The 12,521-nt window shown below is 66.2% G+C and carries 19 protein-coding genes; all 19 read right to left on the reverse strand.

All coding sequences use genetic code 11. From position 1 onward, the window contains the following. Window positions 1–5: 5 nt before the first annotated feature. The 19 genes from rplE to ACFVHO_RS10130 all read right to left on the reverse strand — a co-directional run bounded on the left by rplE (window position 6) and on the right by ACFVHO_RS10130 (window position 12,450). Entirely contained in the window at window positions 6–563 is a 558-nt protein-coding gene (gene rplE / locus ACFVHO_RS10040; protein ID WP_385712040.1) for a 50S ribosomal protein L5, read from the reverse strand. Then, window positions 563–886, reverse strand: a complete 324-nt coding sequence (rplX, locus tag ACFVHO_RS10045) for a 50S ribosomal protein L24 (RefSeq protein ID WP_030685463.1) — start codon at window positions 884–886, stop codon at window positions 563–565. The genes rplE and rplX overlap by 1 nt, the downstream gene beginning before the upstream one ends. 2 nt (window positions 887–888) lie before the next feature. Continuing rightward, a complete protein-coding gene (rplN, locus tag ACFVHO_RS10050; RefSeq protein WP_003974257.1) occupies window positions 889–1,257 on the reverse strand; it encodes a 50S ribosomal protein L14 in 369 nt (122 codons plus the stop codon). 137 nt (window positions 1,258–1,394) lie between these two features. Continuing rightward, a complete protein-coding gene (gene rpsQ, locus ACFVHO_RS10055; RefSeq protein WP_030039759.1) occupies window positions 1,395–1,682 on the reverse strand; it encodes a 30S ribosomal protein S17 in 288 nt (95 codons plus the stop codon). Further along, window positions 1,682–1,906, reverse strand: a complete 225-nt coding sequence (rpmC, locus tag ACFVHO_RS10060; RefSeq protein ID WP_010036720.1) for a 50S ribosomal protein L29 — start codon at window positions 1,904–1,906, stop codon at window positions 1,682–1,684. The genes rpsQ and rpmC overlap by 1 nt, the downstream gene beginning before the upstream one ends. Then, window positions 1,906–2,325 carry a 50S ribosomal protein L16 gene (gene rplP / locus ACFVHO_RS10065; RefSeq protein WP_005313579.1) on the reverse strand — a complete coding sequence of 140 codons (420 nt, stop codon included), beginning with the start codon at window positions 2,323–2,325 and terminating at the stop codon, window positions 1,906–1,908. Before rplP ends, rpmC begins: the two co-directional genes overlap by 1 nt. Window positions 2,326–2,330: 5 nt before the next feature. Then, entirely contained in the window at window positions 2,331–3,170 is an 840-nt protein-coding gene (gene rpsC, locus ACFVHO_RS10070; RefSeq protein ID WP_087885483.1) for a 30S ribosomal protein S3, read from the reverse strand. Further along, the gene (gene rplV, locus ACFVHO_RS10075; protein WP_030359020.1) at window positions 3,170–3,517 is read right to left on the reverse strand and encodes a 50S ribosomal protein L22; all 348 of its coding nucleotides are present in this window, start codon (window positions 3,515–3,517) and stop codon (window positions 3,170–3,172) included. The genes rpsC and rplV overlap by 1 nt, the downstream gene beginning before the upstream one ends. 41 nt (window positions 3,518–3,558) lie before the next feature. After that, a complete protein-coding gene (rpsS, locus tag ACFVHO_RS10080) occupies window positions 3,559–3,840 on the reverse strand; it encodes a 30S ribosomal protein S19 (RefSeq protein ID WP_003992359.1) in 282 nt (93 codons plus the stop codon). 12 nt (window positions 3,841–3,852) lie between these two features. After that, window positions 3,853–4,689 carry a 50S ribosomal protein L2 gene (rplB, locus tag ACFVHO_RS10085; RefSeq protein WP_016645178.1) on the reverse strand — a complete coding sequence of 279 codons (837 nt, stop codon included), beginning with the start codon at window positions 4,687–4,689 and terminating at the stop codon, window positions 3,853–3,855. A gap of 39 nt (window positions 4,690–4,728) precedes the next feature. Further along, window positions 4,729–5,145, reverse strand: a complete 417-nt coding sequence (gene rplW, locus ACFVHO_RS10090) for a 50S ribosomal protein L23 (protein ID WP_030359021.1) — start codon at window positions 5,143–5,145, stop codon at window positions 4,729–4,731. After that, entirely contained in the window at window positions 5,145–5,801 is a 657-nt protein-coding gene (rplD, locus tag ACFVHO_RS10095) for a 50S ribosomal protein L4 (RefSeq protein WP_030359022.1), read from the reverse strand. Before rplD ends, rplW begins: the two co-directional genes overlap by 1 nt. A gap of 7 nt (window positions 5,802–5,808) precedes the next feature. After that, entirely contained in the window at window positions 5,809–6,453 is a 645-nt protein-coding gene (rplC, locus tag ACFVHO_RS10100) for a 50S ribosomal protein L3 (RefSeq protein WP_385712045.1), read from the reverse strand. A gap of 17 nt (window positions 6,454–6,470) precedes the next feature. After that, window positions 6,471–6,779, reverse strand: a complete 309-nt coding sequence (gene rpsJ, locus ACFVHO_RS10105; RefSeq protein WP_003948644.1) for a 30S ribosomal protein S10 — start codon at window positions 6,777–6,779, stop codon at window positions 6,471–6,473. A 511-nt stretch (window positions 6,780–7,290) separates the two neighbouring features. Next, complete coding sequence (tuf, locus tag ACFVHO_RS10110) at window positions 7,291–8,484, reverse strand: elongation factor Tu (RefSeq protein WP_030359024.1); 1,194 nt, start codon at window positions 8,482–8,484, stop codon at window positions 7,291–7,293. 154 nt (window positions 8,485–8,638) lie between these two features. After that, window positions 8,639–10,765 carry an elongation factor G gene (gene fusA, locus ACFVHO_RS10115; protein ID WP_385712047.1) on the reverse strand — a complete coding sequence of 709 codons (2,127 nt, stop codon included), beginning with the start codon at window positions 10,763–10,765 and terminating at the stop codon, window positions 8,639–8,641. A 39-nt stretch (window positions 10,766–10,804) separates the two neighbouring features. Next, window positions 10,805–11,275, reverse strand: a complete 471-nt coding sequence (gene rpsG, locus ACFVHO_RS10120; RefSeq protein ID WP_003974303.1) for a 30S ribosomal protein S7 — start codon at window positions 11,273–11,275, stop codon at window positions 10,805–10,807. Between the two features lie 2 nt (window positions 11,276–11,277). Beyond that, window positions 11,278–11,649: a 30S ribosomal protein S12 gene (gene rpsL, locus ACFVHO_RS10125; RefSeq protein ID WP_003948652.1), complete on the reverse strand. Its 372-nt coding sequence runs from the start codon at window positions 11,647–11,649 to the stop codon at window positions 11,278–11,280. Between the two features lie 264 nt (window positions 11,650–11,913). Then, a complete protein-coding gene (locus ACFVHO_RS10130; RefSeq protein WP_385712048.1) occupies window positions 11,914–12,450 on the reverse strand; it encodes a DUF1707 and DUF4190 domain-containing protein in 537 nt (178 codons plus the stop codon). Between the last annotated feature and the right edge of the window lie 71 nt (window positions 12,451–12,521).

Genomic DNA, 12,521 nt, shown 5'->3' on the forward strand with positions numbered 1-12,521 from the left:
CTCGCTTACGCCTCCTTGAAGGGGAAGCCGAGGTGACGGAGAAGGGCACGGCCTTCGGCGTCGTTGGTCGCCGTGGTCACCACGGTGATGTCCATACCCCGGACGCGGTCGATCTTGTCCTGGTCGATCTCGTGGAACATGACCTGCTCGGTGAGACCGAAGGTGTAGTTGCCACGGCCGTCGAACTGCTTGGGGGACAGACCACGGAAGTCGCGGATGCGCGGCAGCGCGAGCGACAGGGTGCGGTCCAGGAACTCCCACATGCGGTCGCCACGGAGCGTGACGTGGGCACCGATCGGCTGACCCTCACGCAGCTTGAACTGCGCGATGGACTTCCGGGCCTTGGTGATGGCCGGCTTCTGACCGGTGATCGTGGTCAGGTCACGGACGGCACCGTCCATGAGCTTGGAGTCACGGGCGGCGTCGCCGACACCCATGTTGACCACGATCTTGACGAGGCCGGGAACCTGCATGACGTTCTCGTACGAGAACTCTTCCTGCAGCTTGCCCTTGATTTCCTCGCGGTACTTCGTCTTGAGACGCGGAGTGGTGGTGGTCGTCATCAGATGTCCTCACCCGTCCGCTTGGCAACGCGGATCTTGTTGCCCTCGTCGTCGAAGCGGTAACCGACGCGCGTGACGACCTTGTTGCCGTCCTTCTCCACGACCAGCTGGACGTTGGAGACATGGACGGGGGCCTCGGTGGTCACGATGCCGCCGGCCTGGGAGCCGCTGGCGGTCGGGCCGGCCTTCGTGTGCTTCTTGACCCGGTTGACACCCTCGACCAGGACGCGCTCCTCGCGCGGGTAAGCGGCAATGACCTTGCCCTGCTTGCCCTTGTCCTTACCGGTGATGACCTGGACCAGGTCGCCCTTCTTGATCTTCATGCTTACAGCACCTCCGGCGCGAGCGAGATGATCTTCATGAACTTCTTCTCGCGCAGCTCACGGCCGACCGGGCCGAAGATGCGGGTGCCGCGAGGGTCGCCGTCGTTCTTCAGAATGACGGCGGCGTTCTCGTCGAAGCGGATGTACGAGCCGTCCGGACGGCGGCGCTCCTTGACGGTGCGAACGATGACCGCCTTGACGACGTCACCCTTCTTCACGTTGCCACCGGGGATTGCGTCCTTGACGGTGGCGACGATGACGTCACCGATGCCCGCGTAGCGGCGACCCGAGCCACCGAGAACACGGATGGTGAGGATTTCCTTCGCACCCGTGTTGTCGGCGACGCGAAGTCGCGACTCCTGCTGGATCACGTCTATCTCCTGTTTGTCTGCCGGTTCCCGGCAGGGGCTTCACTCCAGGGAGTCGGGCCCCTGCCGAGCCTGGCGGAACTGATCCGAGGGGAAACCCCCTCGGACGGAACTATTGGGAATTCCCTTGCGGGAATTACCTACTTGGCCTTCTCGAGGATCTCGACGACGCGCCAGCGCTTGGTCGCCGACAGCGGACGCGTCTCCATCAGGAGGACGCGGTCGCCGACGCCGGCAGCGTTCTGCTCGTCGTGCGCCTTGAGCTTGTTCGTACGGCGGATGACCTTGCCGTACAGCGCGTGCTTGACGCGGTCCTCGACAGCGACGACGACGGTCTTGTCCATCTTGTCGCTGACGACCAGACCCTCACGGGTCTTGCGGAAGCCGCGGGCGGCCTTCGTCTCTTCAGTCACGTTGCTCTCGCTCATCAGGCGCTCTCCACCGTCTCGATGCCCAGCTCGCGCTCACGCATCAGGGTGTAGATCCGCGCGATGTCCTTACGGACGGCCTTCAGCCGACCGTGGTTCTCGAGCTGACCCGTCGCCGCCTGGAAGCGGAGGTTGAACAGCTCTTCCTTGGCCTCGCGGAGCTTGTTGAGGAGCTCCTCGTTGCCCAGCTCGCGGAGCTCGGACGCCTTGGTACCGGCCGACATCACGCTTCACCTGCCTCGCGCTTGACGATCCGGCACTTCATCGGCAGCTTGTGGGCCGCACGAGTCAGAGCCTCACGCGCAATCTTCTCGTTCGGGTAGGACAGCTCGAACATGACCCGGCCCGGGTGCACGTTGGCGACCCACCACTCGGGCGAACCCTTACCGGAACCCATGCGGGTCTCGGCGGGCTTCTTCGTCAGCGGGCGGTCCGGGTAGATGTTGATCCAGACCTTGCCGCCACGCTTGATGTGGCGGGTCATCGCGATACGAGCCGCCTCGATCTGGCGGTTGGTCACGTACGCCGGAGTCATGGCCTGGATGCCGTACTCGCCGAACGCAACCGTCGTACCACCCTTGGCCATACCGCGGCGCTTGGGGTGGTGCTGCTTGCGGTGCTTGACCCTACGGGGGATCAGCATTTCGGTCAGGCCTCCGTTCCGGTGCTCTCAGCCGGAGCGGCAGCGGCGGCGGGAGCCTCGGCCTTGGGGGCCTCGGCAGCCGGCGCGGACTGCTGCTGCGGCTTGCGACCGCGACCGCCACGCTCGCCACCACGGCCACCACGGGCCGGGCGGTCGTTGCCACCACGGGCCGGGCGGTTGCCGGCGCGGGCAGCGGCGTTCTCGGCGCGGACCTCGGCGATGTTCTTGACGTCGCCCTTGTAGATCCAGACCTTCACGCCGATGCGGCCGAAGGTCGTCTTGGCCTCGAAGAAGCCGTAGTCCACGTTCGCGCGGAGCGTGTGCAGGGGCACACGGCCCTCGCGGTAGAACTCCGAGCGGGACATCTCGGCGCCGCCGAGACGGCCACCGCACTGGATCTTGATGCCCTTGGCGCCCGCCTTCATCGCCGACTGCATGCTCTTGCGCATGGCACGACGGAAGGAGACACGGGAGGACAGCTGCTCCGCGACGGCCTGGGCCACGAGCTGAGCGTCCGTCTCGGGGTTCTTGACCTCGAGGATGTTCAGCTGGACCTGCTTGCCCGTGAGCTTCTCGAGGTCACCGCGGATGCGGTCGGCCTCGGCGCCACGGCGGCCGATGACGATGCCGGGACGAGCGGTGTGGATGTCCACACGCACGCGGTCACGGGTGCGCTCGATCTCCACCTTCGAGATGCCGGCGCGCTCCATGCCGGACGTCATCATCCGACGGATGGCGACGTCTTCCTTGACGTAGTCCTTGTACAGCTTGTCGGCGTACCAACGGGACTTGAAGTCCGTCGTGACACCGAGCCGGAACCCGTGCGGGTTTACCTTCTGGCCCATTACCGGGTTCCTTCCTTGCTGCTGACGACCACGGTGATGTGGCTGGTCCGCTTACGGATCCGGTAGGCACGGCCCTGGGCGCGCGGACGGAACCGCTTCAGGGTCGGGCCCTCATCGACGAACGCCTCGCTGATGAACAGCGACGAAGCGTCCGTGTGGTCGTAGTTGTGTGCAGCGTTGGCGATGGCGCTGTCCAGCACCTTGCCAACCGGCACGCTCGCGGCCTGCGGGGCGAAACGCAGGACCGCCTGAGCCTCCGTGGCATCCATGCCACGGATGAGGTCCACCACGCGGCGGGCCTTCATGGGCGTGACGCGGATGTACCGCGCCTGGGCCCTGGCTTCCATGGTTGTCCCTTCGGTGTTAGTCACAGTCGTTCACACCCCGCTTAGCGGCGCTTCGACTTGCGGTCGTCCTTGACGTGGCCGCGGAAGGTGCGGGTCGGCGAGAACTCGCCGAGCTTGTGGCCGACCATCGACTCGGTGACGAACACCGGGATGTGGGTCTTGCCGTTGTGCACCGCGAGCGTGTGGCCAAGCATGGCCGGCACGATCATCGAGCGTCGGGACCAGGTCTTGATGACGTTTTTGGTGCCTGCTTCGTTCTGGGCGTCCACCTTCTTGATCAGGTGGTCGTCGACGAAGGGCCCCTTCTTCAGACTACGAGGCATCTCAACCCGTCCTTAGCGCTTCTTGTTCGTCTTGCGGCGGCGGACGATGTACTTGTTGCTCGCCTTGTTGCGATCACGAGTACGCATTTCCTTCTTGCCCCAGGGCGACACCGGGTGACGACCACCCGAGGTCTTGCCCTCGCCACCACCGTGGGGGTGGTCAACCGGGTTCATCACGACACCACGCACGGTCGGGCGGACGCCCTTCCAGCGCATGCGGCCGGCCTTGCCCCAGTTGATGTTCGACTGCTCGGCGTTGCCGACCTCGCCGACCGTGGCGCGGCAGCGCACGTCGACCAGGCGGATCTCACCGGACGGCATACGAAGGTGGGCCATCGAGCCCTCCTTCGCCAGCAGCTGCACGGAGGCACCCGCGGAGCGGGCGAACTTGGCGCCACCGCCCGGACGGAGCTCGATCGCGTGGATCGTGGTACCGACCGGGATGTTGCGGAGCGCGAGGTTGTTGCCGGGCTTGATGTCGGCGCCAGGGCCGTTCTCAATCCGGTCACCCTGCGACAGGCCGCGCGGAGCGATGATGTAGCGCTTCTCGCCGTCTGCGTAGTGCAGCAGCGCGATGCGCGCGGTGCGGTTCGGGTCGTACTCGATGTGCGCGACCTTCGCCGGCACGCCGTCCTTGTCGTGACGACGGAAGTCGATCACGCGGTAGGCGCGCTTGTGTCCGCCACCCTGGTGGCGAACGGTCACACGACCGGCGTTGTTACGGCCGCCCTTGCTGTGCAGCGGGCGGACCAGCGACTTCTCCGGCGTGGACCGCGTGACCTCGACGAAGTCGGCGACGGAGGAGCCACGGCGGCCCGGCGTCGTCGGCTTGTACTTGCGGATTCCCATTTCTCAGTCCTCGTCCGATATTCGGACCAGGGCGCTCCGTTAGGAGGCCTGGCCGAAGATGTCGATACGGTCGCCCTCAGCGAGGGTCACGATCGCGCGCTTGGAGTCGGCACGCTTGCCGAAACCGGTGCGGGTGCGCTTGCGCTTGCCCTGGCGGTTGAGCGTGTTGACGCCGGTGACCTTGACCGAGAAGACCGCCTCGACGGCCTGCTTGATCTGGGTCTTGTTGGCGCCCGGCGCGACGACGAAGGTGTACTTGCCCTCGTCGAGCAGCGCGTAGCTCTTCTCCGAGACGACCGGCTTGATGAGGACGTCACGGGGGTCCGTGAAGCTCTTGCTCAGCGGCGTCTCAACGGTGTTCTTGCCCTCGGCGGCGTGGCGACGCGCCTTGGCGACGCGCGCGGCCTTGGCGGCCTTGGCCGCCTTCGAGGCGATAGCGGGGTGACGGATAGCCATCAGGCCTCGCTCCCTTCGGTGTCAGCGGCCTTGGGGCCAGACACGAAGGACTCCAGCGCGGCCTGGGTGAAGACCACGTCGTCCGAGACGAGAACGTCGTACGTGTTGAGCTGGCCCGGCTCCAGGATGTGGACCTGGGGCAGGTTGCGGGCGGACAGCAGCGCTGCCTCGTCCGAGCGCTCGATGACCAGGAGCACGTTCTTGCGCTCACTGATCTTGCCGAGCAGGCTCTTCGCGGCCTTGGTGGAAGGCGTCTCGCCCTCGATCACGCCGGAGACGACGTGGATGCGAGCGTTGCGCGCCCGGTCGGTGAGGGCGTGGCGCAGGGCCGCGGCCTTCATCTTCTTCGGGGTCCGCTGCGAGTAGTCACGCGGCACGGGGCCGTGGACGACGCCACCGCCGGCGAACTGCGGAGCGCGGGTCGAGCCCTGACGGGCGCGGCCGGTGCCCTTCTGGCGGTACGGCTTCTTGCCACCACCGCGGACTTCGCCACGGGTCTTGGTCTTGTGCGTGCCCTGACGGGCAGCGGCCAGCTGGGCGACAACGACCTGGTGGATCAGCGGGATGCTGACCTTCTCGACGTCGAAGATCTCCGCGGGGAGCTCGACGGTCCCGGCCTTGTCGCCTGCCGGCGAAAGGATGTCAATGGTGCTCATCGGTTCCTCAAGCCCCCTTGGCCGCGGTACGGACCAGGACGAGGCCGCCGTTCGGACCGGGAACCGCTCCCTTGATGAGGAGCAGGCCCTTCTCCGCGTCAACGGCGTGAACGGTCAGGTTCTGGGTGGTGACCCGCTCGTTGCCCATGCGGCCCGCCATGCGGAGGCCCTTGAACACACGGCCCGGGGTGGCGCAGCCACCGATGGAACCGGGCGAGCGGTGCTTGCGCTGGGTGCCGTGGCTGGAGCCGAGGCCACCGAAGTTGTGGCGCTTCATGACACCGGCGAAGCCCTTGCCCTTGCTCTTGCCGGTCACGTCGACCTTGACGCCGGACTCGAAGGTCTCAGCGGTCAGCTCCTGGCCGAGGGTGTACTCGCTGGCGTCAGCGGTACGGATCTCGACGAGGTGGCGACGGGGGGTCACGTCGGCCTTGGCGAAGTGGCCCTTGAGGGGCTTGTTCACCTTGCGCGGGTCGATCTCGCCGAAGGCGATCTGGACCGACTCGTAGCCGTCGGAGTCATTCGTACGGACCTGGGTAACGACACAGGGCCCGGCCTTGACGACGGTGACGGGAACAACGCGGTTGTTCTCGTCCCACACCTGCGTCATGCCGAGCTTCTCGCCCAGGATGCCCTTGATCTGCTTGCTCATTCTCAGATCACCGGCCCTCAGAGCTTGATCTCGATGTCGACACCGGCCGGGAGGTCGAGTCGCATCAGAGAGTCAACGGTCTTGGGGGTCGGGTCGAGGATGTCGATCAGGCGCTTGTGCGTGCGCATCTCGAAGTGCTCGCGAGAGTCCTTGTACTTGTGCGGCGACTTGATGACGCAGTACACGTTCTTCTCAGTGGGCAGCGGCACCGGGCCCGCGACCGACGCACCAGTGCGGGTCACCGTCTCGACGATCTTCTTCGCCGAGGAGTCGATGACCTCGTGGTCGTAGGCCTTGAGCCGGATGCGGATCTTCTGTCCCGCCATGGCTACTTAGTAGTCCTTTGTCTCGAACGCTCTGGCCCCCGGAAGGCCCTGTTTTCTACTTCCATCCGACCCACGCGGTCGGGCGTGTCGCAGTCCCGCTCACACAGATCTCCCGAAGGATTTCCCTGCTAGGGGCTGCGGCCCTGATGACCGCGGGTCCGGGGGAAGAAACCCACCGGGTGCCTGGTCGAGCCACCTTGCCGCACTTCCCGGAAGATTCCCGTACGTCCGCCACAGTGCTGCCTTACGACAGATATGGCGACGAGTACCGTGGGACTCGCTTCCAGTCCTCCCGGCGGGAGGCGCGCAGCATCGGCACTCAACCGAGCAACCTGAACAGTGTGCCATACCTGGGACGACGAAGGCCAATCGAGCCGCTTGTCAAGCGGCGCGCCAGCCCCGCCCCGCCCGGACACGACAAGAGGCCCCACCCGCCGTAATGGCGAGTGGGGCCTCTTGCTGCGCTCAGTTCAGAGCAGCCGGGTCTCCCCGACCAACAAGCAAGGAGTACTTACTTGGTGATCTTGGTGACCTGGCCGGCGCCGACGGTCCGGCCACCCTCACGGATGGCGAACTTCAGGCCCTCCTCCATGGCGACGGGCTGGATGAGCTCCACCTTCATCTCGGTGTTGTCACCCGGCATGACCATCTCGGTGCCCTCGGGGAGGGTCACGACGCCGGTCACGTCCGTCGTACGGAAGTAGAACTGCGGGCGGTAGTTGTTGAAGAACGGGGTGTGACGGCCACCCTCGTCCTTCGACAGGATGTACGCCTGCGCCTCGAACTCGGTGTGCGGGGTGACCGAGCCCGGCTTGATGATGACCTGGCCGCGCTCGACGTCCTCGCGCTTGATGCCACGGAGGAGCAGACCGACGTTCTCACCGGCCTGGCCCTCGTCGAGCAGCTTGCGGAACATCTCGATGCCGGTGACCGTGGTGGTGGTCTTCTCGGTCTTGATGCCGATGATGTCGACGGTCTCGTTGACCTTGAGGACACCACGCTCGATACGACCGGTGACGACGGTGCCACGACCGGTGATCGTGAAGACGTCCTCGATCGGCATCAGGAACGGCTTGTCGACGTCACGCTCGGGCTGCGGGATGGACTCGTCGACGGCCTTCATCAGGTCGAGGACGGACTTGCCCCACTCGGCGTCGCCCTCGAGCGCCTTGAGCGCCGAGACCTTGACGACCGGGACGTCGTCGCCCGGGAACTCGTACTCGGAGAGCAGCTCACGGACCTCGAGCTCGACGAGCTCCAGGATCTCCTCGTCGTCCACCATGTCGGCCTTGTTCAGGGCGACGACGATGTACGGAACGCCGACCTGGCGGGCCAGGAGCACGTGCTCCTTGGTCTGCGGCATCGGGCCGTCGGTGGCCGCGACCACGAGGATGGCGCCGTCCATCTGCGCCGCACCCGTGATCATGTTCTTGATGTAGTCGGCGTGACCGGGGCAGTCGACGTGAGCGTAGTGACGCGCCTCGGTCTGGTACTCGACGTGCGCGATGGAGATCGTGATACCGCGCTGGCGCTCCTCGGGAGCCTTGTCGATCTGGTCGAAGGCCGAGGCCTCGTTCAGGTCGGGGTACGCGTCGTGCAGCACCTTGGTAATGGCGGCCGTGAGGGTCGTCTTACCGTGGTCGATGTGACCGATGGTGCCGATGTTGACGTGCGGCTTAGTCCGCTCGAACTTCGCCTTCGCCACTGGGGTCCTCCTGTGGAGTGGTTCTGTACGCCTTACTTCATCGGCGCCAGGTGATCTTTGCTGGGGTGCCCGGGGCCCGGGCCATTCCGTCCCGGTGGGGGCTGGAATGACCCGGAAGCTCCGGAGTCAAGCCTAAAGCGTGTACTCGGGTGAGTTACTCGCCCTTGGCCTTCGCGATGATCTCCTCGGCGACGTTCCGCGGAACCTCGGCGTAGGAGTCGAACTGCATCGAGTAGCTTGCGCGACCCGACGTCTTGCTGCGGAGGTCTCCGACGTAGCCGAACATCTCCGAGAGGGGCACGAGGCCCTTCACGACGCGAGCGCCGCTGCGCTCCTCCATGGCCTGGATCTGGCCACGGCGGGAGTTGATGTCGCCGATGACGTCGCCCATGTAGTCCTCGGGCGTGGTGACCTCGACGGCCATCATCGGCTCGAGCAGCACGGGGCTGGCCTTGCGCGCGGCCTCCTTGAAGGCCTGCGAACCGGCGATCTTGAAGGCGAGCTCGGAGGAGTCGACCTCGTGGTAGGCACCGTCGAGAAGCGTGACGCGGACGCCCGTCATCTCGTAGCCCGCCAGGATGCCGAACTGCATGGCCTCCTGCGCACCCGCGTCCACCGACGGGATGTACTCCCGGGGGATGCGGCCACCGGTGACCTTGTTCACGAACTCGTACGAGGCATCGCCGTCGACGATGGGCTCGATCGCGATCTGCACCTTGGCGAACTGACCGGTACCACCGGTCTGCTTCTTGTGGGTGTAGTCCACGCGCTCGACGGCCTTGCGGATCGTCTCGCGGTACGCCACCTGCGGCTTGCCGACGTTCGCCTCGACGCGGAACTCGCGCTTCATGCGGTCGACGAGCACCTCGAGGTGAAGCTCGCCCATACCACCGATGATGGTCTGGCCGGTCTCCTCGTCCGAGTGGACCTGGAAGGAGGGGTCCTCCTCCGAGAGACGCTGGATGGCGACACCCAGCTTCTCCTGGTCACCCTTGGACTTCGGCTCGATGGCGACCTGGATGACCGGGGCCGGGAAGTCCATGGACTCCAGGATGACCGGGGCCTTGTCGTCACAGAGCGTCTCGCCCGTGGTGGTCTGCTTCAGACCCATGACGGCGACGATGTCACCGGCGCCCACCGACTCGATCTCCTCACGCTTGTTCGCGTGCATGCGGTAGATCTTGCCGATGCGCTCCTTCTTGCCCTTGACGGAGTTCAGCACCGCGGTGCCGGAGTCCAGGCGACCGGAGTAGATCCGGACGAAGGTGAGCTTGCCGAGGTGCGGGTCGCTCGCGATCTTGAACGCGAGGGCCGACAGCGGCTCGTCGTCGGACGGCTTGCGCTTGACGACCTGCTCCGGGTCCTTCACGTCGTGGCCCTCGATGGCCTCGACGTCCAGGGGGGAGGGCAGGTAGCGCACGACGGCGTCGAGCAGGGGCTGGACGCCCTTGTTCTTGAACGCGGTGCCACAGAAGACCGGGGTCACCGTGGTGTCCCCGCCCTTGCCGGAGGCGATGGTGATGCGACGGATGGCCGCGTACAGCTGCTCCTCGGTGGGCTCCTGGCCCTCCAGGTACAGCTCCATCATCTGCTCGTCGTTCTCGGCGACGGCCTCGAGCAGCTTGCCGCGGTACTCCTCGGCAGCCTCGGTGTGCGTCTCCGGGATGTCGACGATGTCGTAGGCCTCGCCCATCTTGGTCTCGGCGGACCAGACGAAGGCCTTCATCGTGACGAGGTCGACGACACCCTTGAAGTCAGCCTCCGCGCCGATGGGCAGCTGCATGACGATCGGGGTCGCACCGAGGCGGTCGACGATCATGTCGACGCAGCGGTGGAACTCGGCACCCGTGCGGTCGAGCTTGTTGACGAAGCAGATGCGCGGGACGCCGTAGCGGTCCGCCTGACGCCACACGGTCTCGGACTGGGGCTCAACGCCGGCGACACCGTCGAACACCGTGACAGCACCGTCGAGCACGCGGAGCGAACGCTCCACCTCGACCGTGAAGTCGACGTGCCCGGGGGTGTCAATGATGTTGATCGTGTGGTCGACGTCGTTCAGCGGCCAGTGACAGGTGGTGGCAGCAGAGGTGATCGTGATGCCACGCTCCTGCTCCTGCTCCATCCAGTCCATCGTGGCGGCGCCGTCGTGGACCTCACCGATCTTGTACGAGACACCGGTGTAGAACAGGATCCGCTCGGTGGTCGTCGTCTTGCCCGCGTCGATGTGAGCCATGATGCCGATGTTGCGCACCTTGGCCAGGTCAAGTGAAGTGGTAGCCATATCGGCTCAGTCTTCTCTCGGTCTCGATGTGGGTAGCGACTACCAGCGGTAGTGCGCGAAGGCCTTGTTGGACTCGGCCATCTTGTGGGTGTCCTCGCGCTTCTTCACAGCGGCACCGAGGCCGTTGGAGGCGTCAAGGAGTTCGTTGAGCAGACGCTCGGTCATGGTCTTCTCGCGACGGGCGCGGGAGTAGCCCACCAGCCAGCGCAGGGCCAGCGTGTTGGCGCGACCGGGCTTGACCTCGATCGGCACCTGGTAGGTGGCGCCACCGACGCGGCGGGACTTGACCTCGAGGGTCGGCTTGATGTTCTCGAGCGCGCGCTTCAGCGTGATGACCGGGTCGTTGCCCGTCTTCTCACGCAGACCCTCCATGGCGCCGTAGACGATGCGCTCGGCGGTGGAGCGCTTGCCGTTCAGCAGCACCTTGTTGATGAGGGAGGTCACCAGAGGAGAGCCGTAGACCGGGTCGATGATGACCGGGCGCTTCGGGGCGGGGCCCTTACGAGGCATTCTTACTTCTCCTTCTTGGCGCCGTAGCGGCTGCGGGCCTGCTTGCGGTTCTTGACACCCTGGGTGTCGAGGGAACCCCGGATGATCTTGTAGCGAACACCGGGCAGGTCCTTCACACGGCCGCCGCGCACGAGCACGATGGAGTGCTCCTGCAGGTTGTGTCCCTCACCCGGAATGTAGGCCGTGACCTCGATGCCGGAGGTCAGACGCACACGCGCGACCTTACGGAGGGCCGAGTTCGGCTTCTTCGGGGTGGTCGTGAACACACGCGTGCAGACGCCACGACGCTGAGGGGAACCCTCGAGTGCGGGCGTCTTGTTCTTCTCGACCTTGTCCTGCCGGCCCTTACGGACCAGCTGCTGGATCGTAGGCACTACTTCTCCGGTTTCTGTGTGCCGAATAGTAAAGCTAACCTGGAACGTCGCCGACCCACGCGGTCGGGTGTGTCGAATGCTGCAGACCCCCGCTGAAAGGCGGGAAGGGCGCAGATTGCGGTGGCCGGATCGGACTCACGTTGCGGTTGAAGACACGCGCGCGAGCCCAGGCACACCCCAGGCACAAGGTCTGAGCGTACCTACCTCATTGGCTGCGGTCAAAACAAATACCCCGCACCCGGGACACGCCGGGCAGCCGCCCCCTCAGCCCGAAGCGGCCGAAACGATGAGCAGCAACAGCAGCGCCCACCCCGCGATCGCCAGCCAGCCCAAGGCCAGACCGGCCACCGCCTGGCCGTCGCCGTTCTCGTGGGTGCGGCGGATCTCGGCGCGGGCCATGTGGCCGAGGACGACCGCGGGCACGGCCGAGGCGCCGAAGGTGAAGAACGTCGCAATCCCGCACACCATCGCCGCGGTGGCCTTGCCGTTCGTGGGCGCCGCGGGCATGAAGGTGGCCGGCACCGCCATCGGGGCCTGCTGGACGGCGGCCGGGCCCTGCGGCAGGTCGGCGACGAGGAGGCCCAGCTCCCCCACCGTGCGGGCCTGGTACGCGCGCTCGACCCGGCGCTCGTACTCCTCCTTCTGCAGGCGTCCCTCGGCGAAGCCCGCGCGCAGCACGTCGACGGCGCGCTCGCGGTCGGAGTGGGCGGCCAGCATCGACGGCTGGCCCTGGGCCGGCCGCATGGCGGGCAGTCCCTGATGGGGCGGCCAGGCCCCCGGCTGCCACGACGGATCCGTCATGCGTGCCTCCCCCGCACGTTGTGTGCCCTCCATCATGCGCCAACGCGCCGCGGGGCGGCCACCCGACCTTC

Origin of the sequence: Streptomyces sp. NPDC127108, assembly GCF_042677545.1 — a bacterium.
GTDB lineage: Bacteria > Actinomycetota > Actinomycetes > Streptomycetales > Streptomycetaceae > Streptomyces.